The following is a 24,732-nucleotide window of genomic DNA, read 5'->3' on the forward strand; positions in this document are numbered from 1 at the left end:
TAATTTTGACCCTGCGCAGCGTAAAAGTAAAACTAATGGCATCATTGGTAGCGAAATGGCGGTAAGTTTTTGTAAAAATGCGCCGTATTGCGCCCGGTAGATTATTATCAGCGGGTGATATAGCCAACTGAAGCCGTACAAGGATCCAAAAACATGTACCAGCAGGCAGATAATCTGGTCGAAGTGCGCGGTATGACGTTCTCCCGCGGCGATCGGCTGATATTTGAAGACATCAACCTGACGGTTCCCCGTGGTAAAGTGACGGCGATTATGGGGCCGTCCGGCATCGGCAAGACCACCTTGCTGCGCCTGATCGGCGGGCAACTGGCGCCGGATAGCGGTGAAATCTGGTTCGACGGGGACAATATTCCCGCGCTGTCGCGGCATAAACTGTACGACGCGCGCAAAAAGATGAGCATGCTGTTCCAGTCAGGGGCGCTGTTCACCGATTTAACCGTATTTGAGAACGTGGCTTTCCCGCTGCGCGAACACAGCCAACTGCCGGAGGCGCTGATTCGCACCACGGTGCTGATGAAGCTTGAGGCGGTGGGGCTGCGCGGCGCGGCGGATCTGATGCCGAACGAGCTGTCCGGCGGCATGGCGCGGCGTGCGGCGCTGGCGCGGGCCATTGCGCTTGATCCGCAGCTGATCATGTTTGATGAGCCGTTTGTCGGTCAGGATCCGATCACCATGGGCGTACTGGTTAAATTGATTGATGAACTGAACCATGCGCTGGGGATTACCTGTATCGTGGTGTCACACGACGTGCCGGAAGTGCTGAGCATTGCCGACTACGCTTATATCGTAGCGGAACACCATGTGATAGCCGAAGGAACCGCACAGCAGTTACAGAACAATCCTGATGCACGCGTGCGCCAGTTCCTGGATGGTATTGCCGACGGGCCGGTGCCGTTCCGTTATCCGGCCGGTGATTATCAGGCCGAATTGTTAGGGTAAGGGAGTAGATATCCTCATGTTATTACAGGCGTTAGCGTCTCTTGGACGCCGTGGCATCAATATCAGCACCGCCTTCGGGCGCGCCGGTCTGATGCTGTGGGGCGCGCTGATCGGGCGGCCTGAACCGCGCAGGCAATGGCCGCTGCTGATCAAGCAGCTGCACAGCGTCGGCGTACAGTCGCTGTTGATTATTATGGTTTCCGGGCTGTTTATCGGCATGGTGCTGGGGCTGCAGGGGTATCTGGTGCTGACCACCTACAGCGCCGAGGCGAGTCTGGGCATGATGGTGGCGCTGTCGCTGCTGCGCGAACTGGGGCCGGTGGTGACCGCGCTGCTGTTTGCCGGCCGTGCAGGCTCCGCACTGACCGCAGAAATCGGCCTGATGAAAGCCACCGAACAGATTTCCAGCCTGGAGATGATGGCGGTCGATCCGCTGCGGCGCATCGTAGCGCCGCGTTTCTGGGCCGGGATGATCAGCATGCCGTTGCTGACCCTGATCTTCGTTGCCGTGGGTATCTGGGGCGGCTCGATAGTAGGCGTGGATTGGAAAGGCATCGACAGCGGCTTCTTCTGGTCGGCGATGCAGGGCGCCGTCGAATGGCGTCAGGATCTGCTGAACTGCGTGATCAAGAGCGTGGTATTCGCGATAACCGTGACCTGGATTGCTATCTTTAACGGTTATGATGCGGTGCCGACCTCTGAAGGGATTAGCCGGGCAACGACCAGAACGGTGGTACATTCGTCTCTGGCGGTGTTGGGATTGGATTTTGTGCTGACAGCACTGATGTTTGGGAATTGAGTCGATGCAAACGAAGAAGAGTGAAATCTGGGTTGGGGTATTTATGCTGATCGCGCTGGTCGCCATCATCTTTATCTGCCTGCAGGTTGCCAATGTGAAATCCATCGGCAACGAACCGACCTACCGTATCTATGCCACCTTCGATAACATTGGTGGCCTGAAAGCGCGTTCGCCGGTGAAGATTGGCGGGGTGGTGATCGGCCGCGTGGCGGATATTGAACTGGATCCGAAAACGTATTCGCCGCGCGTTGCGCTGGATATTCAGGATAAGTACAACCAGATCCCGGATACCAGTTCCCTGGCAATCCGCACGTCGGGCCTGCTGGGGGAACAGTTTCTTGCCCTGAACGTCGGCTTTGAAGACCCGGAAATGGGGACTGCTATTCTCAAGGATGGCGGCACCATTCAGGACACGAAATCAGCAATGGTGCTGGAAGATTTGATCGGCCAGTTCCTGTATAAAAGCGGCGGTCAGGATGAAGCCAAGCCGGATGCTGCGGGTGCAGCGCCGGCAGCCGCCCCGAGTCATTAAAAGAGGAAACCTGCATGTTTAAACGTTTATTGATGGTTGCCCTGTTGGTGGTTGCACCGCTGGCAAGCGCGGCGGACCAAACCAACCCATACAGCATGATGCAAGAAGCGGCGGAGAAGACCTTTACCCGCCTCAAAACCGAGCAGCCGAAAATCAAGCAGGATCCGAACTCGCTGCGTACCATCGTGCATGAAGAGCTGATGCCGTACGTTCAGGTGAAATACGCCGGCGCGCTGGTGCTGGGCCGTTATTACAAAGAAGCAACGCCGGCGCAGCGTGAAGCGTACTTCACCGCGTTCCAGGCCTATCTGGAGCAGGCATACGGCCAGGCGCTGGCGCTGTATCACGGCCAGACCTATCAGATTGCGCCGCAGCAGCCGCTGGGGGACGCCAATATCGTGGCGATTCGCGTCACCATTATCGACACCAACGGCCGTCCGCCGGTGCGTCTTGATTTCCAATGGCGTAAAAACAGCAAGACCGGCCACTGGCAGGCATATGACATGATCGCCGAAGGCGTCAGCATGATCACCACCAAGCAGAATGAGTGGGCGTCAACGCTGCGTACCAAAGGTATCGACGGCCTGACTCAGCAACTGCAGGCGGCGGCCAAGCAGCCGATCACGCTGGACCAGAAAAAGTAATGGCTGAGTCTCTGCGTTTCGATGACCAGCAGCAGACGCTGGTGCTGCACGGCGACCTGGACCGGGAAACGCTGCTGCCGCTGTGGCGGCAGCGCGCCGAGCTGCTGAAAGGCAAAACGGCGATTGACGTGGCGCAGCTGCGCCGCGTGGACTCTTCCGGTTTGGCGCTGCTGGTGCATCTGCGTGCCGAACAGCTGCGCAACGGCGTGGAATTGAAAATTTCCGGCGCCACCGACCGTTTGAGAACGCTGATCGCTTTGTACAATCTGCAGGAGATAATGCCTGTCGAGACACGGAGTTAGGCGCGGTTTATCGGCGCGGCGGTAAGTACATGCTCGAAAGCCCCTGTTATGCAGGGGCTTTTTCTTTAGTTTAAGAAAGCGCCGTATTCCTCTAAGATATCAGGCTGATTATGATCCTTTGTAGCAGAACGGGATACCATGGAAAATAGCGAAATTAAAGACGTGCTGATGAACGCATTGGCGCTGGAAGAAGTGCAGGTGACGGGCGACGGCAGCCACTTTCAGGTGATTGCGGTCGGTGAACTGTTTGGCGCCATGAGCCGCGTCAAACAGCAGCAGGCGATCTATGCGCCGCTGATGGAATACATTGCCGACAACCGCATTCATGCCCTGTCGATCAAGGCATACACCCCTGAAGAGTGGAAGCGGGATCGCAAACTCAACGGATTTTAAGGCTGCGGGCCTTTCGGGCCGGCAGCGTTGATACCCGGTTGACCGACGGCGCAGGCAAGGGAGCACAGCGGCGCGCTTGCGGGCGGCCAGTGTGCGGCGGCGTGGGTTGGCGGGTATTGTGGACGAGACAACAGAGAGTCATTAGATGGATAAATTTCGAGTGCAGGGCCGTACCCGCCTGAGCGGGGAAGTGGCTATTTCCGGGGCGAAAAACGCCGCCCTGCCGATTCTGTTTGCCGCGTTGTTGGCAGAAGAGCCGGTCGAGTTACAGAATGTTCCCAAACTGAAAGACATCGATACCACCATCAAGCTGTTGAGCCAGCTGGGTGCGAAAGTTGAACGTAATGGTTCGGTGTTTATGGACGCCAGCGGTGTGAACGAACTCTGCGCGCCTTACGATCTGGTGAAAACCATGCGCGCTTCCATCTGGGCGCTGGGTCCGCTGGTCGCCCGTTTCGGCTATGGCCAGGTTTCTCTGCCGGGCGGCTGCGCCATCGGCGCGCGTCCGGTCGATCTGCATATCACCGGTCTGGAACAGCTGGGTGCCGAGATCAAACTGGAAGAAGGCTATGTGAAGGCATCCGTCGATGGCCGTCTGAAGGGCGCGCATATCGTGATGGACAAAGTGAGCGTGGGCGCTACCGTCACCATTATGAGCGCCGCGACGCTGGCGACGGGCACCACCGTGATTGAAAACGCCGCACGCGAGCCGGAAATTGTCGATACCGCCGAATTCCTGAATACGCTGGGTGCAAAAATCAGCGGCGCCGGCAGCGACAAGATCACCATTGAAGGCGTTGAGCGTCTGGGCGGCGGCGTGTACCGTGTTCTGCCTGACCGTATTGAAACCGGCACCTTCCTGGTGGCGGCGGCGATCTCCGGCGGCAAGGTGCTGTGTCGTGATACTCGTCCTGACACGTTGGATGCGGTGCTGGCCAAGCTGCGTGAAGCCGGTGCGGATATTGAAGTCGGTGAGGACTGGATCAGTCTGGATATGCACGGTCAGCGGCCAAAGGCCATTACCATTCGCACCGCGCCGCACCCGGGCTTCCCGACCGATATGCAGGCGCAGTTCAGCCTGTTGAACCTGGTGGCTGAAGGTACCGGCGTTATCACCGAAACCATCTTCGAAAACCGCTTCATGCACGTACCGGAGCTGATCCGCATGGGCGCACATGCGGAAATCGAAAGCAACACGGTAATCTGCCATGGCGTTGAGCAACTGTCCGGTGCGCAGGTGATGGCGACCGATCTGCGCGCTTCCGCCAGCCTGGTGCTGGCCGGCTGTATCGCCGATGGCGTGACCATCGTTGACCGTATTTATCATATCGATCGCGGCTATGAGCGTATCGAAGATAAGCTGCGTGCGTTGGGCGCGAATATCGAGCGCGTAAAAGGCGAGTAAATAAAAAATGCATTACGTCCCCCGCAGGACGTAATGCATAGTTATTGAATCACTCTGTAAAAATGCATCTGATTAGGTGCATTTTTTATTCATCAGCATGGATAACTGAATTATTTACCCATCGTTTCGCGATAGCGCTGAGCATATTCGGCGACGGTATCGCGATCGGTCATCAGGCCAATAACACCACCGACGAAACCGCCGATGATTGGAGCAATGACGACGCCAACCAGCTGGGCAAAGGCACCAAACATGATGCTGCCGCCGGTAGCGAATTTCGCCATGCCGGCGCCGCTGGCGATGCCATCCATGATACCCCAAAGCATACCATCGAAAGTACCGCCGCTAACGGTGGTCAGTTCTTTATTGTTTAATTCACGCATGTAATGTCCTTATATATAAATTAAAATAAATATATTTTTTATATGAATGCAGATTTTCAAGAGAAATAAAATAATATTGCTCTGGAAATCGCGTGGTTAAAAGTACAAGAGATTAAGAATTAAATAAACAGTTTAATATGGAAATGATGATTTATTTTTTATAACTACAAACTAAATGAATGGGTGTATATTTTAATATCTATTTTATTTATTAAATTTAATTATATGTTTAATGCATGATTATTATTTTGGCGTGGCTTGTCGGTAGAATATGGGGCGAAGAAAAGAGGGGGGTGGCTGACGTATCAACAAACGCATACGGAGATGCCTTCGCCGATACGTCTCGTATGACGCTAGTTGTTATCTTCCGGGAACTCACCCACCGTCATTTGCAGCGTGATGCGTTTGCCGTCGCGCAGTACTATCACCGGAATTGTGGTGCCAGGGCGGATTTCCGCAACTTGGTCCATGGTTTCCAGTACGGAGATCGCCGGTTTATGGTTGACGTTGATGATAATATCGTTGATATGGAAATTGGCGTTAGCCGCCGGGCCGTTCGGCGTAATTTCGGTCACGATAATCCCCTGCAGGCGATCGATGCCGCTGTTGGAGGTGCGCAGCGGGATAATCTCTTTGCCCTGGATGCCGAAGTAGCCGCGAATAACGCGACCATCACGAATCAGCTTTTCCATAATCTTGCTGGCCAGCTCGGTAGGAATGGCAAAGCCCAGCCCCTCCGGGGTTTCGCCGTTGGTGACTTTGTCATAAGTCAGCGTATTGATCCCCATCAGCTCGCCCAGCGAGTTCACCAGCGCGCCGCCGGAGTTGCCGCGGTTGATTGACGCATCGGTCTGCAGGAAGGTTTGGCGGCCGGTGGTGCTCAGACTGATGCGTCCGGTGGCGCTGATAATCCCCTGGGTAACGGTCTGACCAAGGTTATAGGGGTTGCCGATCGCCAGAACCACGTCGCCGATATGTGCCATACGTTTGGTATTGATGGGAATAACCGGCAGATTGCCCGGATCGATCTTGAGCACCGCCAGATCGGTCAGGCTGTCGGAACCGACCAGCAGCGCTTCGTAGCGGCGGCCGTCCTGCAGCACCACGGTAATCTGCTGCGCATCCTTGATGACGTGGCGGTTGGTCAGGATATAGCCGTGATCGTTCATGATGACGCCGGAACCGAGCGACAGCACGTTGGGGGCGCCGCTCATGTTGCGGTTGTAGATATTTACCACTGCGGGCGCGGCGCGGCGCACCGCTTTGTTATAACCGGCCGGGGTTTCGTCGGCGGTACTCTCCATTTTCTCTGCAAACAGTTGATTGGAATAACGCAGCACGGGAAGCGCTGCCAATAGCAGGCCGGCAACGATTAAACCAATAACAGTGGAACGCAAGAGCTTAGCAAACATGGAGTTTTAACAGATAAAATAAAGGATGAACGGAGAATAACACGAGTTAACCGGGTGCAGTATGCTACCGCACCCGGTTTTTGTACAAATTAACGCATTAACAGGTAAATGGTTTCGCCGCCACGGACGATATTCAGCGCCATCACTGGCGGTTTCGCCGCCAGGACTTTGCGCAGCGTGGTGATGCTTTCAACGCGCTGACGGTTGATGCCGATAATCACATCGCCTTTTTGCAGGCCCATCTGCGCCGCCGGCGTACCTTTGCCGACGTTGTCGATCTTCACGCCTTTCTCGCCGCCCGGCAGCGCGCCGTTGCTCAGCGAAGCGCCCTGCAAGGCCGGGGACAGGGTTTCCGCGCTGGTGGAAGCGGTTTCGCTGTTATCCAGCGTGACGGAGACCTCTTGCTGCTTACCGTCGCGCAACAGGCCGATCTTGATGGTTTTGCCCGGCGCGGTGGTGCCGACCTTGGCGCGCAGTTCAGCGAAGCTGCCGATTGGCTTGCCGTCGACGGAAACCAGAATATCGCCGGCTTTGATACCGGCCTTGGCCGCAGCGGATTTTGGCAGCACTTCGCTGACAAAGGCGCCACGCTGCGCGTCGGTATTAAAGGCCTTGGCGATATCGGCGGTCATCTCGCTGCCTTTGATGCCCAGCAGGCCGCGTTTCACTTCGCCGAACTCGATCAGCTGCTGGCTCAGGTTCTGCGCCATATTGCTGGGGATGGCGAAGCCGATGCCGATATTGCCGCCGCCCGGCGCCAGAATAGCGGTGTTGATACCGATCAGTTCGCCGTTCAGATTCACCAGCGCGCCGCCGGAGTTGCCGCGGTTAATTGAGGCATCGGTCTGGATAAAGTTCTCCAGGCCCTCCAGGTTGAGGCCGCTGCGCCCCAGCGCGGAGATAATGCCGGAGGTGGCGGTTTGCCCCAGGCCGAACGGGTTGCCGACGGCGACGGCAAAGTCACCGACGCGCAGTTTATCGGAATCGGCCATTTTCACCGCGGTCAGGTTCTTGGCGGTGATCTGCAGCAGCGCGATGTCGGTCTGTTCGTCGCGGCCAAGCAGCTTGGCGTCGAACTCGCGGCCGTCATTCAGCTGCACTTTGATTTTGTCAGCGTTGGCGATGACGTGGTTGTTGGTAAGAATATAGCCTTTGGCTGCGTCAATAATCACGCCTGAACCGAGGCCTTCAAACGGACGAGAACTTTGCTTCTGTGTAGGGAAATTAGGGCCGAAGAAATATTTGAACTCTTCCGGCAAACGTTGGCGCTGCACCTGAGTCCCTTCAATATGCACACTGACCACGGCGGGTAAGACTTTTTCCAGCATCGGCGCCAGGCTTGGCAACTGCTGCCCCTGGACGGCGAGTGGCAAGGCCGCATTGGCCACCGGTACGGAGGTAAGCGTCAGGCCAATACTCATTGCTAATGCACTAAGAATTAACGACTTTTTTTTCATTGATAATAACTCTCTCATTACCTGCCGGTGAAATTAATTAACCACTAAAGGTAAGGTTAAGACCGTGAATTTGCGTCATAAGTTCACCGCCAACATCCATTTAAGGCTTTAGGATAGCGCAGGAATCGCATCGGGGGGAGGGGGAAAGTACAAAAGCCCGCGCAAAATTTACGCGGGCTGAAAACGGCGGTCAGTCGCGACGCGGCGCACCACGCAGCAGGCCGGAAGCGCCTTCGGAGTAGTCGCGCGGCATTTCAACCGGCGCCTGATCGTTATCCGCTTCGGATTCGCTCAGGCGATAACGGAACGGGTTTTCCTGCATCGGCAGGTCCGGCAGCAGGTTATTGGAGCTTTTCGCCATATGTTGATAGAGCTGGCGATAGTCGCGCGCCATGTTGTCCAGCAGTTCCGCACTGCGGGCAAAATGGCCGACCAGTTCCTGACGGTACTCTTCCAGCTCGGTTTTGCTTTTATCCAGTTCGTTTTGCAAAACCTGTTGTTGACGTAGTTTACGGTTACCAAAGCGCATCGCTACCGCACCGATGACGATACCGACCACCAAACCAATCAGCGCATACTCCCAGGTCATGATGACTCCTATTGTGACTTCGTTGTTCCGCAGGGATTTTTCACTTAATAATATCCACTATAACCGTTAACCTTGTCCGAGTGGAATCCTGAAGCGCTGTTACCTTGGCTTTTCCGGGTTTTTGAGTGGGCCGCAATGCGGGGAAATGTGGCGATAACCGGAAATATGACCGGTAACGCGCGGCTAAAATGGGCTAAATAAATTCTTTATCCGCGCTGTGCGCCAGCGGGCGCGGGCGGAGCGATTGCAGGGAACATTAGGCAACATGTATTCACCATCACCGTTAACACGCTACCAGCAGGCGCTGGACGCCGGCGACTATCAGGCCGATGAGGTGCAGCGCCGGGCGGTCAGCCAGTTAGATTCCATTTATCAGCAGTTGATACAACAAACGCCCGACGCGCCGGCAGAGGCCGGCGGTCTGCGCGGCAAGCTCAGCCGCTGGCTGGGAAAAGGCGGCCGTCCGGCGGCGCAGCGCCCGGTGCAGGGGCTGTATATGTGGGGCGGCGTCGGGCGCGGCAAAACCTGGCTGATGGATATGTTCTTCCACAGCCTGCCGGGGGAGCGCAAACTGCGGCTGCATTTTCACCGCTTTATGCTGCGGGTGCACGAAGAGCTGGCGCAGCTGCAGGGGCAGGAAAACCCGTTGGAGATTGTCGCCGACGGCTTTAAGGCGCAGGCGGACGTCTTATGCTTTGACGAGTTCTTTGTCTCCGACATCACCGACGCCATGCTGCTGGCGACGCTGCTGCAGGCGCTGTTCGCCCGCGGCATTACCCTGGTGGCCACCTCGAACATCCCGCCGGACGAGCTGTATCGCAACGGCCTGCAGCGCGCACGCTTCCTGCCGGCCATCGATCTGATCAACGAGTACTGCGACGTGATGAACGTGGACGCCGGCATTGACTATCGCTTGCGCACCCTGACTCAGGCGCATCTCTACCTGACGCCGCTGAATGCGCAGACTCAACAGGCGCTGGACGATATCTTCAGCAAACTGGCGGGCAAGGGCGGCGACGAATCGCCGCTGCTGGAGATCAACCACCGGCCGCTGCAGGCGCTGCGCGCGGCGGACGGCGTGCTGGCGGTGGATTTTCACACGCTGTGCGAAGAGGCGCGCAGTCAGCTGGATTACATCGCGCTGTCGCGCCTGTATCACAGCGTTATCCTGCATAACGTGCGGGTGATGGGGCCGCTGAAGGAGAGCACCGCGCGCCGTTTCCTGGCGCTGGTGGATGAGTTCTACGAGCGTCACGTCAAACTGGTGATCGCCGCCGAGGCGCCGATGTTCGACATTTACCAGGGCGAGCGGCTGAAGTTTGAATACCAGCGTTGCCTGTCGCGCCTGCAGGAGATGCAGAGCGAAGAATATCTGAAGCTGCCGCATCTGCCGTGATATCATACGGGCCTCCACGCATCGAGGCCCGTATGATGCCGCTAAAATGCATTTTTCCTGCAAAAACTGTTCGATCTTTGCGGGTGACTTCTCTATAATCTTGCGACCCCACGTTACAACAAAGTTTTTTTCCCAAAAACTTTATAGTGCCGGCAATGGCTATTCGAAGGGGTAGGTTTGCTGGACTTGATGGTCGTGTGAGCCTCAACTGTTTTCGAGCGTTTGGGTGTTCACCAACGTGTAACTAATTATTGGGTAAGCTTTTAATGAAAACTTTTACAGCTAAACCAGAGACCGTAAAACGCGACTGGTACGTTGTTGATGCGAACGGTAAAACTTTAGGCCGTCTCGCTACTGAACTGGCTCGTCGTCTGCGCGGCAAGCATAAAGCGGAATACACCCCGCACGTTGATACCGGTGATTACATCATCGTTCTGAACGCTGACAAAGTTGCTGTAACCGGCAACAAGCGTAACGACAAGATGTACTACCACCACACCGGCCACATCGGTGGTATCAAAGAAGCGACCTTTGAAGAGATGATTGCCCGCCGTCCTGAGCGTGTGATTGAAATCGCGGTTAAAGGCATGCTGCCAAAGGGTCCGTTGGGTCGTGCAATGTTCCGTAAACTGAAAGTTTACGCGGGCACCGAGCACAATCACGCGGCACAGCAACCGCAAGTTCTGGACATTTAATCGGGATTAATGGCAATGGCTGAAAATCAATACTACGGCACTGGTCGCCGCAAAAGCTCCGCCGCTCGCGTCTTTATCAAGCCGGGCAACGGTAACATCGTTATCAACCAGCGCAGCCTGGAACAGTACTTCGGTCGCGAAACTGCCCGCATGGTAGTTCGTCAGCCGCTGGAACTGGTCGACATGGTTGGCAAACTGGATCTGTACATCACTGTTAAAGGTGGCGGCATCTCCGGTCAAGCTGGCGCTATCCGCCACGGTATCACCCGTGCGCTGATGGAATACGACGAGACTCTGCGTTCTGAACTGCGTAAAGCTGGCTTCGTCACTCGTGACGCTCGTCAGGTTGAACGTAAGAAAGTCGGCCTGCGTAAAGCACGTCGTCGTCCGCAGTTCTCCAAGCGTTAATTTATTCTGCTGCGGCAGAACGAATTATGCGAAAAACCCGGTGTTGCACCGGGTTTTTTTATGTCTGAAATTCCCCCCCACCGGTGAAAAATCTGCGCGTCGCCAGACAAATAGTGATGAAATCGCCGCCCGCTCCCCACAAAACGGGCAAAATCTGGTAAACTATCATCCACTTTTGCGCCTGTTCGCCGAGCAGTTGCCGCCAGTTACCTCCGAGGCCGCTTTCCAGACCTAAGGTTACCTGCGTGCTGCTGGCCTGCGGTCAAGATCATTCAGGATAGCAGCCGGATATTCCCATGCGTTTTCACTTTGCCATGGGCAAGGTGCAAGCTTCGGGGCTAAGTTGGCTATTCGCAGTATTTTCTAGATAAAACTTGGAGGTTTTCATGGCTGTCGCTGCCAACAAACGTTCGGTAATGACGCTGTTTTCTGGCCCGACCGACATTTTTAGCCATCAAGTACGTATCGTACTGGCGGAAAAAGGTGTCAGCGTCGAGATTGAGCAGGTTGAACCGGATAACCTGCCACAGGATCTGATCGACCTCAATCCTTACCAAACGGTGCCGACGCTGGTCGATCGCGAGCTGACGCTGTATGAGTCCCGTATTATCATGGAATACCTGGACGAGCGCTTCCCGCACCCGCCGCTGATGCCGGTTTATCCGGTAGCGCGTGGCGAAAGCCGCCTGATGATGCTGCGCATCGAAAAGAACTGGTATTCGCTGATGTACAAGATCGAGCAGAGCAGCGGTCAGGAAGCCGAATCTGCCCGCCGTCAGCTGCGTGAAGAACTGCTGGCCATCGCGCCGATCTTTGCTCAGGCGCCATATTTCATGAGCGAAGAGTTCAGCCTGGTGGATTGCTACCTGGCGCCGCTGCTGTGGCGTCTGCCGCAGCTGGGCATTGAACTGAACGGCGCCGGTTCCAAAGAGCTGAAAGGCTATATGACCCGCGTCTTTGAACGTGATGCGTTCCTGGCCTCACTGACCGAAGCCGAGCGCGAAATGCGCCTGCATACTCGGGGTTAATCATGGATATGTCGCAGATGACGCCGCGCCGCCCTTATCTGCTGCGGGCGTTTTATGACTGGCTGCTGGACAACCAGCTGACGCCGCATCTGGTGGTCGACGTAACACGCCCGGACGTTCAGGTGCCGATGGAGTTCGCGCGCGATGGTCAGATCGTTCTGAACATTGCGCCGCGTGCGGTCGGCAACCTGCAGCTGGGCGACAACGAAGTGAGCTTTAACGCCCGCTTCGGCGGCGTACCGCGTCAGGTGCTGGTGCCCCTGGCCGCGGTGCTGGCGATTTACGCCCGTGAGAACGGCGCGGGAACCATGTTCGAACCGGAAGCCGCTTACGATGAAGGCGAAGGTGCTTTCGACGAGCTGGAGACGGTGCCTTCTGAAAGCCTGATGTCGGTTATCGACGGCGATCGTCCTGACAACGGTGACGATAACGATCCGGATGATGAACCGCCACAGCCGCCACGCGGCGGGCGCCCGGCGTTGCGCGTGGTTAAGTAAGCGCAACTTCCGTTTGATTGAAAAGGTACAGCATGCTGTACCTTTTTTTATTGGCAGAATCCGGGACAGAACACCGTGTTAATGTCCGAAGGCCTCTGCCGTAAAACGCCATAAAAAAACGGCCTCCCGTCGGGGAAGCCGTTTGGCACAGTCATTTAAGCCGCGTGGCGAGGTTACACTTCCAGATAGTTCAGGATGCCGTCGGCGGCTTTACGCCCCTCGGCAATCGCCGTCACCACCAGGTCAGAGCCGCGCACCGCATCGCCGCCGGCGAAGATTTTCGGGTTGCTGGTCTGGAACGCGTTGTCGCTGCCTTCCGGTGCCACAATACGCCCCTGCTTGTCGAGCTGGACGTCATGCGCCGCCAGCCAGTTCATCGCATGCGGACGGAAACCGAAGGCCATCACCACCGCGTCGGCATCCAGCACGTGCTCGGAACCCGGCACCGGCTCTGCCGCCTGACGGCCGTTGGCATCCGGCTCGCCCAGCTGAGTGCGCACCATTTTCACCCCGGCTACGCGCCCGGCGGCGTTCAGCTCGATGCTGAGCGGCTGCAGGTTGAACTGGAACTCGACGCCTTCCTCCCGCGCGTTGGTCACTTCGCGTTTGGAGCCAGGCATATTCGCCTCATCGCGACGGTAGGCGCAGGTCACCTGCGTGGCGCCCTGACGGATGGAGGTGCGTACGCAGTCCATCGCGGTATCGCCGCCGCCCAGCACCACCACGCGCTTGCCTTCCATGCTGACATACGGCTCCTGCTCACTGCTCTGGTAGCCCATCAGCTGCTTGGTGTTGGCGATCAGGAACGGCAGGGCATCGTAGACGCCCGGCGCACCTTCATTCTCCAGGCCGCCGCGCATCGACTGATAGGTGCCGACGCCGAGGAACACCGCGTCGTACTCGTCAATCAGCGCGTCCAGCGCGACGTCTTTGCCGATTTCAGTATTGAGCTGGAATTCGATGCCCATCTCGCTGAAGATTTCACGGCGCTTGATCATCACCTCTTTCTCCAGCTTGAACGCCGGAATGCCGAAGGTCAGCAGGCCGCCGATCTCCGGGTGACGATCGTAGACCACGGCTTTGACGCCGTTGCGGGTCAGCACGTCGGCACAGGCCAGACCGGCCGGGCCGGCGCCGACGATCGCCACGCGTTTGCCGGTCGGCTGGACGTGCGACATATCCGGTTTCCAGCCCATTTCGATGGCTTTATCGTTGATATAACGTTCGATATTGCCGATGGTTACCGCGCCGAACTCATCGTTCAGCGTACAGGAGCCTTCACACAGGCGATCCTGCGGACAGACGCGGCCGCACACTTCCGGCAGGCTGTTGGTCTGGTGCGCCAGATCCGCCGCCTCCATGATACGCCCCTCATTGGCCAGCTTCAGCCAGTTCGGGATGTAGTTGTGCACCGGGCACTTCCACTCGCAATACGGGTTGCCGCAGGACAGACAGCGGTCCGCCTGCGCTTCGGCCTGCGAATCCGAAAACGGCTCGTAGATTTCCACGAAATCGATTTTACGGATCTTCAGCGGTTTCTTCGGCGGATCAACGCGCTGCAGGTCGATAAATTGATAAACATTCTGACTCATTATGACCTACCTCTTACTGCGCCTGAACCCGCAGCTCGGCTGCGGAACGACTACGGTGACCCAACAACGCCTTCACATCGCTGGACTTTGGCTTGACCAGCGCGAATTTCGGCACCCAGGTCGGCCAGTTGGCCAGAATCTCTTCCGCACGGGAAGAGCCGGTCGCCTGTACGTGCTCGGTGATCAGGCCGCGCAGGTGTTCTTCGTGAATCGCCAGCTGATCGAGTTCCAGCACTTCCACCAGCTCCGGGTTGACGCGTTTACGGAATTCGCCGTCTTCATCCAGCACGTAGGCGAAGCCGCCCGTCATACCGGCGCCGAAGTTGATGCCGGTTTTACCCAGCACGCAGACGATACCGCCGGTCATATATTCACACCCGTTGTCGCCGATGCCTTCCACCACGGTGATGGCGCCGGAGTTACGCACGGCGAAACGCTCGCCGGCGCGGCCCGCGGCGAACAGCTTGCCGCCGGTGGCGCCGTACAGGCAGGTGTTGCCTATAATGCTGGCCTCATGGCTGCGGAAGGCGGAGCCGAGCGGCGGCCGCACCGCGATACTGCCGCCGGCCATGCCTTTACCGACATAGTCGTTGGCATCGCCGGTCAGGGTCAGCTCTACGCCGCCGGCGTTCCAGACGCCGAAGCTCTGGCCGGCAGTGCCGGAGAAGTGCGCCCTGATCGGATCGGCCGCCATGCCCTGATCGCCGTGCACGCTGGCGATCGCCCCGGACAGGCTGGCGCCGACGGAACGGTCGGTGTTACGGATATCGAAGTAGAACGCTTTGCTGCGTTTTTCTTCGATGTAGGGCTGCGCCTGCGCCAGCAGCTCTTTGTTCAGCAATCCGTGGTCGAACGGCGGGTTGCTGCCTTCGGTGCAGTACTGCGCCTTGCCCGGATGCGGCGTGGCGGTCTGCAGCAGCGGCGACAGGTCCAGTTTGTTCTGCTTGGCGGAAATACCGTCCAGTTCGCTGAGGAACTCGGTGCGGCCAATCAGATCCACCAGTTGGCTGACGCCCAGCTGCGCCATAATCTCGCGGGTTTCACGCGCGATGAAATGGAAGTAGTTGGTGACGCGTTCCGGCAGGCCGTGATAGTGATCGCGGCGCAGTTTTTCATCCTGAGTGGCGACGCCGGTCGCGCAGTTGTTCAGGTGGCAAATACGCAGGTATTTGCAGCCCAGCGCCACCATAGGCCCGGTACCGAAGCCGAAGCTTTCCGCGCCGAGAATCGCCGCCTTGACGATATCGACGCCGGTTTTCAGGCCGCCGTCCACCTGCAGGCGGATTTTATGGCGCAGGCCGTTGGCCACCAGCGCCTGTTGCGTTTCCACCAGGCCCAGCTCCCACGGACAGCCGGCATATTTCACTGAGGTCAGCGGGCTGGCGCCGGTGCCGCCGTCGTAGCCGGCGATGGTGATCAGGTCGGCATAGGCTTTGGCGACGCCGGTGGCGATGGTACCCACGCCCGGTTCGGAAACCAGCTTCACCGAGATCACCGCTTTCGGGTTCACCTGTTTCAGGTCGAAAATCAGCTGCGCCAAATCTTCAATGGAATAGATATCGTGATGCGGCGGCGGCGAAATCAGCGTCACTCCCGGCACCGAATAGCGCAGCTTGGCAATGTACGGCGTGACTTTATCACCCGGCAGCTGGCCGCCTTCACCCGGCTTGGCGCCCTGGGCGACTTTAATCTGAATCACATCGGCATTCACCAGGTAGGCCGGCGTAACGCCGAAGCGCCCGGAAGCCACCTGCTTGATGCGCGATACCTTGTTGGTGCCATAACGTGCCGGATCCTCGCCGCCTTCGCCGGAGTTGGAGAAGCCGCCGAGGCCGTTCATGGCTACCGCCAGCGATTCGTGTGCTTCCGGGCTCAGAGCGCCGATCGACATCGCCGCGGTGTCGAAGCGGGTAAACAGCGCTTCGGCCGGCTCCACCTGATCGACCGGGATCGGCTCGCCCTGCGGTTTAATCGCCAGCAGGTCGCGCAGCGTGGCGACCGGGCGTTCGTTAACCAGACTGGCGTAGCGCTGGTAGTCGGTGTAGTCACCGCTGTGCACCGCCTGTTGCAGGCTGTTAACCACGTCCGGATTGTAAGCGTGGTATTCGCCGCCGTGGACGAATTTCAGCAGGCCGCCCTGATCCAGCGGCTTACGCTTCAGCCAGGCGCGTTTGGACAGGTTCTGCAGATCCTGCTGGAAGTCGCTGAAGCTGGCGCCGTTGATGCGGCTGACCACGCCCTGGAAACAGAGGTCGGACAGATCGCGGTGCAGGCCGACGGCCTCGAACAGTTTGGAGCAGCGGTAAGAGGCAATGGTCGAGATGCCCATTTTGGACATGATCTTGTACAGCCCCTTGTTGATGCCGTTACGGTAGTTCAGCATCACATCGCGGTATTTCTTGTCGATGGTCTGGTTGTCCACCAGCTTGGCCAGGGTTTCATAGGCCAGATACGGGTAGATGGCGGTGGCGCCGAAGCCCAGCAGTACGGCGAAGTGGTGCGGATCGCGCGCGCTGGCCGTTTCCACGATGATGTTGGCGTCGCAGCGCAGGTTTTTATCCACCAGACGCGTCTGCACCGCGCCGACCGCCATCGGCGCCGGTAGCGGCAGGCGGTTCGGGGCGATAGCGCGGTCGGACAGAACCAGCAGCACGGCGCCGTCGCGTACTTTCTGTTCCGCTTCGTCGCACAGCGTGCGGATTTTCTGCTCCAGATCCTGTTCACTCGGGTCAAAGGTCAGGTCGAGCGTATCGGTGCGGTAGTATTCGCCTTCCAGCGTGGTGAGCTGTTTGAAGTCGGAATACAGCAGAATCGGCGATTTGAAGCTCAGGCGGTGCGCCTGACCTTCCGCTTCGCTAAAAACGTTCATCTCGCGGCCGATGTTGGTGGCCAGCGACATCACGTGAGCCTCACGCAGCGGATCGATCGGCGGGTTGGTGACCTGCGCGAACTGCTGGCGGAAATAGTCGTAGATAATGCGCGGGCGGCTGGAGAGCACGGCGAACGGCGTATCGTCCCCCATGGAGCCGGTCGCTTCCTGGCCTATCTCCCCCAGAACGCGGATCACCTGATCCAGTTCTTCGCTGCTGTAGCCGAATTGCTTCTGATAGGTCTCCAGCTGTACGTCGTCCAGCTGGCGGCTGCCCACCTGGTCTTCCGGCAGGTCTTCGAACGGCACCAGGCGCTTGACGTTCTTTTCCATCCACTCTTTATACGGATGGCGACTTTTCAGATCGTTATCGGTCTCGGCCGAGTGCAGGATGCGGCCGCTGCGGGTGTCGATGACCATCAGTTCGCCCGGACCGACGCGGCCTTTTTCCACCACTTCGTCCGGCTGATAGTCCCAGATGCCGACTTCGGAGGCGCAGGTGATCAGCTTATCCTTGGTGATGACATAGCGCGCCGGACGCAGGCCATTACGGTCGAGGTTACAGGCAGCGTAGCGGCCGTCGGACATGACGATGCCCGCCGGGCCGTCCCACGGCTCCATATGCATGGAGTTAAAGTCGAAGAAGGCGCGCAGATCGCCGTCCATCTCCGGGTTATTCTGCCAGGCTGGCGGCACCAGCAGGCGCATGGCGCGGATAATATCCATACCGCCTGCCAGCAGCAGCTCCAGCATATTGTCCATGGAGCTGGAATCAGAGCCGGTTTCGTTAATGAACGGCGCGGCGGAGTGCAGATCCGGAATCAGCGGCGTCTGGAATTTATAGGTTCGCGCGCGCGCCCACTGGCGGTTGCCGGTAATGGTGTTGATCTCGCCGTTGTGCGCCAGGTAGCGAAACGGTTGCGCCAGCGGCCAGCGCGGCACGGTATTGGTGGAGAAGCGTTGGTGGAACAGACAAATGGCGGATTCCAGACGCAGATCGGCCAGATCGAGATAAAAACGCGGCAGATCTGCCGGCATGCACAGGCCTTTGTAGATCGTCACCAGATTAGAGAAACTGCAGACGTAGAAGCTGTCGTCCTGAATGCGTTTTTCAATGCGGCGACGGGCAACGAACAGGCGGCGCTCCAGATCGCGCGGACGCCAGCCGGCCGGAGCGTTGACAAAGACCTGTTCGATGCGCGGCAGCGACGACAGGGCGATCTCGCCCAGCACGTCCGGGTTGGTGGGCACTTCGCGCCAGCCGACGACCGACAGCGTTTCGTTTTGCAGTTCTTCTTCAACAATGCGGCGGCTGGCGCGGGCTTCCTCGTCATTCTGACTGAGGAACATCATGCCGACGGCATAGTTTTTGGCTAAACGCCAGCCGCGCTCTTCCGCAACCATACGGAAAAAGCGATCGGGCTTTTGCAATAACAGGCCACAGCCGTCGCCGGTCTTGCCGTCGGCAAGGATGGCGCCACGGTGTTGCATACGGGCCAGTGCGTGGATCGCGGTACGCACTACCTTGTGGCTAGGTTCGCCTTCTATGTGGGCGATCAGGCCGAAACCACAGTTGTCCCTCTCTTGGGATTTATCGTACAACATATCAGTGAACCTCCCCAGGCTCTGCATGACTCTCACAACCTACTGCGAGGGGGCTTCCCAACATCAGGCGAACGCCGACGGCTTATCCCCCCATGAAAAGCATCATGATGGTGAATAATCCAGTCTGCTTTTGCGCCCTCTGTTAATGGCCTCTCGTGACGGTTATCACAAGTGGTGACTACTTGTTTTAAGAGGGAGTCTTTAAATACTGCATAAATATGACGAGTCGTTTGCCCGTCCAGAAAGCTTCCAGCGGACTTCCAACTTAATCCAGAAAGAATACGCAGGTCAAATATGGGCTTAAACCGCGTTTACATTCGGTTAATGTGATTTATCTATATGAAATATTTATATTTTTGTGGGGATTTGCCGGCGTGGAGGCGCACCGTCGCCCCGGAAGAAATGTGAGCTGTCTCACTATAGTGCAAGGTTTGAATCTCTGCACCATGCTAGTGCGGGCGGTAATATCAGAGTATTGTTCTGATGTATAAGAGTATTCCAATGTTTATCACTATTTTTCATCGTCTTGTCATATAGCGATAAATAACTGCTACGGAATTAGAAAAATTCATCGCGGGCTGGGTGATTTTATTTGCGTTTATAATGAATAGTTATGCCAAGGCGAGCCTTTAAGAAAAAGCGTTGATCTCTGTCATCGTGGGAAAAGCCGTTTCTTATTAGCATCGGCGGCTTTGAACACAGAGAACCATCCAGAATATGCAGTTGCCGCAATTAGTCAATATGTTTGGCGCTGACCTCCAGCGCCGCTACGGGGAGAAGATCCATAAACTGACGCTGCACGGCGGCTTCAGCTGCCCGAACCGTGACGGTTCGCTGGGGCGCGGCGGCTGCACATTTTGCAACGTGGCGTCTTTTGCCGATGAGCAGATGCAGCGGCAGAGCATTGCCGAACAGCTGGCGGCGCAGGCGCATAAAACGCAGCGCGCCAGGCGTTATCTGGCGTATTTTCAAGCCTATACCAGCACCTATGGCGAAGTGGAGCGGCTGCAGACGCTCTACGGCCAGGCGCTGGCGCAGAGCGAGATGGTGGGGCTGTGCGTCGGCACCCGGCCGGACTGCGTGCCCGCTGCGGCGCTCGATCTGCTGGCTGGCTACCGCGAGGCCGGCTATGAAGTCTGGCTGGAGCTGGGGCTGCAGAGCGCGCACGATAAAACGCTGAAACGCATCAACCGGGGCCATGATTTCTGCTGTTATCAGCAAACCGTCAGACTGGCGCGGCAGCGGGGGCTGAAAGTATGCTGTCACCTGATTGTCGGCCTGCCGGGCGAGGCGCCGGCCGACCATCTGGATACGCTGCGGGCGGTGGTCGACAGCGGCGTGGACGGCATCAAACTGCATCCGCTGCATATCGTCAGCGGCAGTATTATGGCCCGCGCCTGGCAGGCCGGCCGGCTGACGACGCTGACGCTGGACGAGTACGCCGCCAGCGCCGGTGAACTGATCCGCCATACGCCGCGCGAGGTGGTGTTCCACCGTATTTCGGCCAGCGCGCGACGCCCGACGCTGCTGGCACCATTATGGTGCGAAAACCGCTGGAGCGGCATGCAGGCGGTCGGCGGCTATCTGCAGCAGCATGGCGGCCAGGGCTCGGCGCTGAGCCCCACCTGCCGTTACCGCCCCTGAGCGCCGTTTTGCCGCCTTTTCCACACTTCCGCCGACGTAATCTCTGTTACGGGACGATTTGCGGTATGATTTAAGCCATATGTCTGTAGGGAGCCGTTCATGAAGCAAATCCGGGTGTTGGCCCAGTACTACGTTGATTTAATGGTGAAGCTGGGGCTGGTGCGCTTTTCGCTGCTGCTGGCTTCGGCACTGGTGGTGCTGGCGATGGTGGTGCAGATGGCCGTGACCATGCTGCTGCGTGGCGAGGTCGAGAGCATCGACGTGGTGCGCTCTATCTTCTTTGGCCTGCTGATCACCCCGTGGGCGGTTTATTTCCTGTCGGTGGTGGTGGAGCAGCTGGAGGAGTCGCGTCAGCGGCTGGCGCGGCTGGTCGACAAACTAGAGGAGATGCGCCACCGTGACCTGAAGCTGAACCAGCAGTTGAAGGACAACATCAGCCAGCTCAACCAGGAAATCGCCGACCGTATCAAGGCGGAAGAGGCGCGTCTGCAGGTGATGGATAAGCTGAAAGAGGAAATGGAACAGCGTGAACTGGCGCAGATAGAGCTGGGCCAGCAGTCCGCGTTGCTGCGTTCGTTCCTCGATGCTTCGCCGGATTTGGTGTATTACCGTAATGAAGACAAAGAATTTTCCGGCTGCAACCGGGCGATGGAGCTGCTGACCGGCAAAAGCGAAAAACAGCTGATCGGTCTGACGCCGAATGACGTCTATGAGCAGGATATTGCGGATAAAGTGATTGAAACCGACGAGAAAGTATTCCGTCACAACGTTTCGCTGACCTATGAGCAGTGGCTGGTATACCCGGACGGCCGCAAGGCCTGTTTTGAGCTGCGCAAGGTGCCGTTTTACGATCGGGTGGGCAAGCGTCACGGGCTGATGGGCTTCGGACGCGATATTACCGAGCGTAAGCGCTATCAGGACGCGCTGGAGAACGCCAGCAGGGATAAGACCACCTTTATCTCAACCATCAGCCACGAGCTGCGTACGCCGCTTAACGGCATCGTCGGTCTCAGTCGTATCCTGCTGGATACCGAACTGAACGACGAACAGCTGAACTACCTGAAAACCATCCACGTCAGCGCGATTACCCTCGGCAACATTTTCAACGACATTATCGAGATGGATAAAATCGAGCGGCGCAAGGTGCAGCTGGACAACCAGCCGGTTGATTTCACCGGTTTCCTGGCGGATCTGGAAAACCTCTCCGGCCTGCTGGCGCAGCCGAAGGGGCTGCGCTTCGTGTTGGAGCCGCATGCGCCGCTGCCGCAAAAAATCATTACCGACGGTACGCGCCTGCGTCAGATTCTGTGGAATCTGATCGGTAATGCGGTGAAGTTTACCCAGCAGGGAAACATCACGGTGCGGGTGCGACGGGAAGGGCAGGAAAAACTGGTGTTCGACGTAGCGGATTCCGGCATGGGCATCCCGCAGGACGAGCAGGACAAAATCTTCGCCATGTATTATCAGGTCAAGGACCAGCGCGGCGGGCGGCCGGCAACCGGTACCGGCATTGGTCTGGCGGTGTCCAAACGTCTGGCGCAGAGCATGGGCGGCGACATCACCGTCAGCAGCCAGCCGGGACATGGCTCCTGCTTTACGCTGACCATCAAGGCGCCGGCGCTGGAGGAAGAAGTGACGGAAGCGGAGAGCGAAGAGGCGCTGCCGCTGCCGGCGCTGCATATTTTGCTGGTGGAAGATATTGAGCTGAACGTGATCGTGGCGCGTTCGGTGCTGGAAAAACTGGGCAACAGCGTAGAGGTGGCGATGAACGGCCATGATGCGCTGGCCATGTTCGATCCGGATGAATTCGACCTGGTGCTGCTGGATATCCAACTGCCGGATATGTCCGGACTGGATATCGCCCGTGAGCTGCGCGAACGCTACGCCGGGCAGATGCTGCCGCCGCTGATTGCGCTGACCGCCAACGTCCTGAAAGATAAAAAAGAGTATCTTGAAGCGGGCATGGACGATGTATTGAGCAAACCGCTCTCGGTACCGGCGTTGACCAAAATGATTCAGCACTATTGGGATCATCAACCTACTCATGCCACAAAGAAAACGGAGCACAACGCGATGCAGATTAACGAGTCGTTATTGGATACCGCCATGCTGGAGCAGTATATGGAGCTGGTGGGGCCGCAACTGATTCACCAGAGTCTGGAGATGTTTGAGCAGATGATGCCAGGCTACCTGGCGGTGCTGGATTCCAACATGACGGCGCGCGACCAGAAGGGCATCGCCGAGGAAGGGCATAAAATCAAAGGTGCGGCTGGCTCGGTCGGCCTGCGTCATCTGCAACAGCTGGCGCAGCAGATTCAGACGCCAACGCTGCCGGCGTGGTGGGATAACGTACAGGACTGGGTGGATGAACTGAAGCAGGAGTGGCAGAACGACGTCGCGATGCTGCGCGCCTGGGTGGAGAATGCTGAAAAAAAATGACCCCGACCTAGGCCGGGGTGCGCGAATATTGCGCCAACACCAGGGAAAACGTGAACCTGCGTATTGGTTTTAAGTTTCTGCTTGCGCAGGTTGTAGAAAATTCTGAAACCTCCGAGGAGGATTCCTATACATCATACAGCCAACAACATACCAAATGTAAGCGCTCTTGTTAGAAGATTCATTAAAATGTGTGATGTAGATTAGTGTTTGTCAACTTGGCGCACTAAGTCATTGACAATATTAGCGAGGAGAACGGCGATGAAACAGGTTGGGGTAGTACTCAGCGGCTGTGGGGTTTATGACGGTACAGAGATTCATGAGGCGGTGCTGACGCTGCTGGCTCTGGATCGCGCCGGGGCGCAGGCGGTATGTTTTGCGCCGGATCGTCCCCAACTGCATGTAATTAATCATTTATCTGGGGAAGAGACCGGCGAGCAGCGTAATGTTCTGGCGGAGTCGGCGCGGATAACCAGAGGCGATGTGCAACCGCTTTCTGCCGCGCGCGCCGAGCTGTTGGATGCGTTGATCGTGCCGGGCGGTTTCGGCGCAGCCAAGAATCTGAGCAGCTTTGCGGCGCAGGGCGCCGAGTGCGAGGTGGATGAGGATTTGGCAATATTGACCCGCGAAATGCATAAGGCACATAAACCAATTGGTTTTATGTGTATTGCGCCCGCGCTGTTGCCGAAGCTGCTCGACCAGCAGGTCAGGCTGACCATTGGTAACGATCCCGATCTCGGGGAAGTGATTGATACCATGGGCGGAGAACCGGTGATTTGTCCGGTTGACGATATTGTGGTCGACGGCGAAAACAAAGTGGTGACGACGCCGGCGTATATGCTGGCGCAGTCGATCGGCGAAGCGGCCAGCGGAATTGATAAGCTGGTGTCACGCGTACTGGATCTGACCGAATGAGAAGAAAGGCGGCGCGCAGATCGCTGTTATCTCTTCCCTGGCGCTGGCTGAAACGCGGGGTACTGACGCTGCTCGGCCTGTGGCTGGCCGGCATTGTGCTGTTTGCGTTCCTGCCGGTGCCGTTTTCCGCCGTGATGCTGGAACGGCAGGTCAGCGCCTGGCTGCGCGGTGATTTTGGCTATGTGGCGCACTCAGACTGGGTGGCGATGAGTGAGATATCGCCCAATATGGCGTTGGCGGTGATGGCCGCCGAGGATCAAAAATTCCCGCAGCACTGGGGGTTTGACGTCGCCGCCATAGAGAAGGCGCTGGATCACAACGAGCGGCGTCCGGCGCGCATCCGCGGCGCGTCGACCCTGTCGCAGCAGACGGCGAAAAATCTGTTCCTGTGGGACGGGCGCAGCTGGCTGCGCAAAGGGCTGGAGGCCGGGCTGACCGGCGGTATTGAGCTGGTGTGGAGCAAACGACGCATTCTGACGGTGTATCTTAACATTGTGGAGCTGGGCGACGGCGTGTTTGGCGTTGAAGAGGCGTCACAGCGCTATTTCAATAAGCCGGCCCGGCGTCTCAGCGCGTCTGAAGCGGCGTTGCTGGCGGCGGTGTTGCCGAACCCGCACCGCTTCAAGGCCGATGCGCCGTCGGCGTACGTGATACAGCGTCAGCAGTGGATTTTGCGCCAGATGCGGCAGCTGGGCGGCGAGGGCTTCCTGCAGGCCAATAAGCTGGATTGAGCAGAGAAAAGACGGGGTAAGGCGGGCGCCTCACCCCGTGGGG

General features: G+C 57.7%; 22 protein-coding genes. 16 read left to right on the forward strand and 6 right to left on the reverse strand.

The window, feature by feature from the left end:
• The first annotated feature begins 153 nt into the window (after positions 1–153).
• From mlaF to murA, 7 genes are all read left to right on the forward strand, one after another.
• The gene (gene mlaF / locus HF675_RS02430; RefSeq protein WP_105232754.1) at positions 154–957 is read left to right on the forward strand and encodes a phospholipid ABC transporter ATP-binding protein MlaF; all 804 of its coding nucleotides are present in this window, start codon (positions 154–156) and stop codon (positions 955–957) included.
• A 16-nt stretch (positions 958–973) separates the two neighbouring features.
• Complete coding sequence (gene mlaE, locus HF675_RS02435) at positions 974–1,756, forward strand: lipid asymmetry maintenance ABC transporter permease subunit MlaE (RefSeq protein WP_105232753.1); 783 nt, start codon at positions 974–976, stop codon at positions 1,754–1,756.
• A 4-nt stretch (positions 1,757–1,760) separates the two neighbouring features.
• Entirely contained in the window at positions 1,761–2,288 is a 528-nt protein-coding gene (gene mlaD, locus HF675_RS02440) for an outer membrane lipid asymmetry maintenance protein MlaD (protein ID WP_187043984.1), read from the forward strand.
• A 14-nt stretch (positions 2,289–2,302) separates the two neighbouring features.
• The gene (gene mlaC / locus HF675_RS02445) at positions 2,303–2,932 is read left to right on the forward strand and encodes a phospholipid-binding protein MlaC (RefSeq protein ID WP_111736306.1); all 630 of its coding nucleotides are present in this window, start codon (positions 2,303–2,305) and stop codon (positions 2,930–2,932) included.
• Complete coding sequence (mlaB, locus tag HF675_RS02450; protein WP_105232750.1) at positions 2,932–3,234, forward strand: lipid asymmetry maintenance protein MlaB; 303 nt, start codon at positions 2,932–2,934, stop codon at positions 3,232–3,234. The genes mlaC and mlaB overlap by 1 nt, the downstream gene beginning before the upstream one ends.
• 138 nt (positions 3,235–3,372) lie before the next feature.
• Positions 3,373–3,627 (forward strand): BolA family iron metabolism protein IbaG, encoded by a 255-nt coding sequence (ibaG, locus tag HF675_RS02455; RefSeq protein WP_015961996.1) that lies wholly within the window; start codon positions 3,373–3,375, stop codon positions 3,625–3,627.
• 145 nt (positions 3,628–3,772) lie between these two features.
• The gene (gene murA / locus HF675_RS02460) at positions 3,773–5,032 is read left to right on the forward strand and encodes a UDP-N-acetylglucosamine 1-carboxyvinyltransferase (protein WP_105232749.1); all 1,260 of its coding nucleotides are present in this window, start codon (positions 3,773–3,775) and stop codon (positions 5,030–5,032) included.
• Positions 5,033–5,142: 110 nt separating this feature from the next.
• Here the strand turns inward: murA and HF675_RS02465 are convergent, their stop codons facing one another.
• From HF675_RS02465 to zapG, 4 genes are all read right to left on the reverse strand, one after another.
• Complete coding sequence (locus HF675_RS02465; RefSeq protein ID WP_105232748.1) at positions 5,143–5,415, reverse strand: bacteriocin; 273 nt, start codon at positions 5,413–5,415, stop codon at positions 5,143–5,145.
• Positions 5,416–5,768: 353 nt separating this feature from the next.
• Positions 5,769–6,827 carry an outer membrane-stress sensor serine endopeptidase DegS gene (gene degS / locus HF675_RS02470; protein ID WP_105232747.1) on the reverse strand — a complete coding sequence of 353 codons (1,059 nt, stop codon included), beginning with the start codon at positions 6,825–6,827 and terminating at the stop codon, positions 5,769–5,771.
• An 89-nt stretch (positions 6,828–6,916) separates the two neighbouring features.
• Positions 6,917–8,284, reverse strand: coding sequence for a serine endoprotease DegQ (degQ, locus tag HF675_RS02475; protein WP_105232746.1), 1,368 nt, complete (start codon positions 8,282–8,284; stop codon positions 6,917–6,919).
• Between the two features lie 190 nt (positions 8,285–8,474).
• Positions 8,475–8,873, reverse strand: coding sequence for a Z-ring associated protein ZapG (zapG, locus tag HF675_RS02480; RefSeq protein ID WP_015961991.1), 399 nt, complete (start codon positions 8,871–8,873; stop codon positions 8,475–8,477).
• A 265-nt stretch (positions 8,874–9,138) separates the two neighbouring features.
• On the opposite strand from zapG, the gene zapE reads away from it, so the two are divergent.
• The 5 genes from zapE to sspB all read left to right on the forward strand — a co-directional run bounded on the left by zapE (position 9,139) and on the right by sspB (position 12,897).
• Positions 9,139–10,269 (forward strand): cell division protein ZapE, encoded by a 1,131-nt coding sequence (gene zapE, locus HF675_RS02485; RefSeq protein WP_187043985.1) that lies wholly within the window; start codon positions 9,139–9,141, stop codon positions 10,267–10,269.
• A gap of 266 nt (positions 10,270–10,535) precedes the next feature.
• Positions 10,536–10,964 (forward strand): 50S ribosomal protein L13, encoded by a 429-nt coding sequence (rplM, locus tag HF675_RS02490; RefSeq protein WP_015961989.1) that lies wholly within the window; start codon positions 10,536–10,538, stop codon positions 10,962–10,964.
• Between the two features lie 15 nt (positions 10,965–10,979).
• Entirely contained in the window at positions 10,980–11,372 is a 393-nt protein-coding gene (gene rpsI, locus HF675_RS02495) for a 30S ribosomal protein S9 (protein WP_004937080.1), read from the forward strand.
• Between the two features lie 386 nt (positions 11,373–11,758).
• Complete coding sequence (sspA, locus tag HF675_RS02500) at positions 11,759–12,400, forward strand: stringent starvation protein SspA (RefSeq protein ID WP_054307417.1); 642 nt, start codon at positions 11,759–11,761, stop codon at positions 12,398–12,400.
• A gap of 2 nt (positions 12,401–12,402) precedes the next feature.
• A complete protein-coding gene (gene sspB / locus HF675_RS02505; protein ID WP_105232744.1) occupies positions 12,403–12,897 on the forward strand; it encodes a ClpXP protease specificity-enhancing factor in 495 nt (164 codons plus the stop codon).
• A 173-nt stretch (positions 12,898–13,070) separates the two neighbouring features.
• On the opposite strand, the gene HF675_RS02510 is transcribed toward sspB, so the two are convergent.
• Positions 13,071–14,489 carry a glutamate synthase small subunit gene (locus HF675_RS02510; RefSeq protein WP_105232743.1) on the reverse strand — a complete coding sequence of 473 codons (1,419 nt, stop codon included), beginning with the start codon at positions 14,487–14,489 and terminating at the stop codon, positions 13,071–13,073.
• A gap of 13 nt (positions 14,490–14,502) precedes the next feature.
• Positions 14,503–18,963, reverse strand: coding sequence for a glutamate synthase large subunit (gene gltB, locus HF675_RS02515; RefSeq protein ID WP_187043986.1), 4,461 nt, complete (start codon positions 18,961–18,963; stop codon positions 14,503–14,505).
• Between the two features lie 717 nt (positions 18,964–19,680).
• Here gltB and HF675_RS02520 point away from each other — a divergent pair.
• The 4 genes from HF675_RS02520 (at position 19,681) to mtgA (ending at position 24,689) form a co-directional block, all read left to right on the forward strand.
• On the forward strand, positions 19,681–20,607 hold the full coding sequence (locus HF675_RS02520; RefSeq protein ID WP_111736308.1) for a TIGR01212 family radical SAM protein: 927 nt from the start codon (positions 19,681–19,683) through the stop codon (positions 20,605–20,607).
• A gap of 99 nt (positions 20,608–20,706) precedes the next feature.
• On the forward strand, positions 20,707–23,046 hold the full coding sequence (gene arcB / locus HF675_RS02525; RefSeq protein WP_105232740.1) for an aerobic respiration two-component sensor histidine kinase ArcB: 2,340 nt from the start codon (positions 20,707–20,709) through the stop codon (positions 23,044–23,046).
• Between the two features lie 258 nt (positions 23,047–23,304).
• Positions 23,305–23,958, forward strand: a complete 654-nt coding sequence (gene elbB, locus HF675_RS02530) for an isoprenoid biosynthesis glyoxalase ElbB (RefSeq protein WP_111736310.1) — start codon at positions 23,305–23,307, stop codon at positions 23,956–23,958.
• Complete coding sequence (gene mtgA, locus HF675_RS02535; protein WP_187043987.1) at positions 23,955–24,689, forward strand: monofunctional biosynthetic peptidoglycan transglycosylase; 735 nt, start codon at positions 23,955–23,957, stop codon at positions 24,687–24,689. The genes elbB and mtgA overlap by 4 nt, the downstream gene beginning before the upstream one ends.
• The last annotated feature ends 43 nt before the right edge of the window (positions 24,690–24,732 follow it).

Source organism: Serratia sp. JUb9 (genome assembly GCF_014298095.1).
Taxonomy (GTDB): domain Bacteria; phylum Pseudomonadota; class Gammaproteobacteria; order Enterobacterales; family Enterobacteriaceae; genus Serratia_B; species Serratia_B rhizosphaerae.

Bases quoted from the DNA above. Each gene is read 5' to 3' on its own strand.
- HF675_RS02510 (WP_105232743.1), bottom strand. From the start codon at position 14,489: ATGAGTCAGAATGTTTATCAATTTATCGACCTGCAGCGCGTTGATCCG.
- mlaB (WP_105232750.1), top strand. From the start codon at position 2,932: ATGGCTGAGTCTCTGCGTTTCGATGACCAGCAGCAGACGCTGGTGCTG.
- degS (WP_105232747.1), bottom strand. From the start codon at position 6,827: ATGTTTGCTAAGCTCTTGCGTTCCACTGTTATTGGTTTAATCGTTGCC.
- mlaE (WP_105232753.1), top strand. From the start codon at position 974: ATGTTATTACAGGCGTTAGCGTCTCTTGGACGCCGTGGCATCAATATC.
- HF675_RS02465 (WP_105232748.1), bottom strand. From the start codon at position 5,415: ATGCGTGAATTAAACAATAAAGAACTGACCACCGTTAGCGGCGGTACT.
- degQ (WP_105232746.1), bottom strand. From the start codon at position 8,284: ATGAAAAAAAAGTCGTTAATTCTTAGTGCATTAGCAATGAGTATTGGC.
- mlaD (WP_187043984.1), top strand. From the start codon at position 1,761: ATGCAAACGAAGAAGAGTGAAATCTGGGTTGGGGTATTTATGCTGATC.
- mlaC (WP_111736306.1), top strand. From the start codon at position 2,303: ATGTTTAAACGTTTATTGATGGTTGCCCTGTTGGTGGTTGCACCGCTG.
- sspA (WP_054307417.1), top strand. From the start codon at position 11,759: ATGGCTGTCGCTGCCAACAAACGTTCGGTAATGACGCTGTTTTCTGGC.
- sspB (WP_105232744.1), top strand. From the start codon at position 12,403: ATGGATATGTCGCAGATGACGCCGCGCCGCCCTTATCTGCTGCGGGCG.
- mtgA (WP_187043987.1), top strand. From the start codon at position 23,955: ATGAGAAGAAAGGCGGCGCGCAGATCGCTGTTATCTCTTCCCTGGCGC.
- HF675_RS02520 (WP_111736308.1), top strand. From the start codon at position 19,681: ATGCAGTTGCCGCAATTAGTCAATATGTTTGGCGCTGACCTCCAGCGC.
- ibaG (WP_015961996.1), top strand. From the start codon at position 3,373: ATGGAAAATAGCGAAATTAAAGACGTGCTGATGAACGCATTGGCGCTG.
- rplM (WP_015961989.1), top strand. From the start codon at position 10,536: ATGAAAACTTTTACAGCTAAACCAGAGACCGTAAAACGCGACTGGTAC.
- elbB (WP_111736310.1), top strand. From the start codon at position 23,305: ATGAAACAGGTTGGGGTAGTACTCAGCGGCTGTGGGGTTTATGACGGT.
- murA (WP_105232749.1), top strand. From the start codon at position 3,773: ATGGATAAATTTCGAGTGCAGGGCCGTACCCGCCTGAGCGGGGAAGTG.
- gltB (WP_187043986.1), bottom strand. From the start codon at position 18,963: ATGTTGTACGATAAATCCCAAGAGAGGGACAACTGTGGTTTCGGCCTG.
- zapE (WP_187043985.1), top strand. From the start codon at position 9,139: ATGTATTCACCATCACCGTTAACACGCTACCAGCAGGCGCTGGACGCC.
- rpsI (WP_004937080.1), top strand. From the start codon at position 10,980: ATGGCTGAAAATCAATACTACGGCACTGGTCGCCGCAAAAGCTCCGCC.
- arcB (WP_105232740.1), top strand. From the start codon at position 20,707: ATGAAGCAAATCCGGGTGTTGGCCCAGTACTACGTTGATTTAATGGTG.
- mlaF (WP_105232754.1), top strand. From the start codon at position 154: ATGTACCAGCAGGCAGATAATCTGGTCGAAGTGCGCGGTATGACGTTC.
- zapG (WP_015961991.1), bottom strand. From the start codon at position 8,873: ATGACCTGGGAGTATGCGCTGATTGGTTTGGTGGTCGGTATCGTCATC.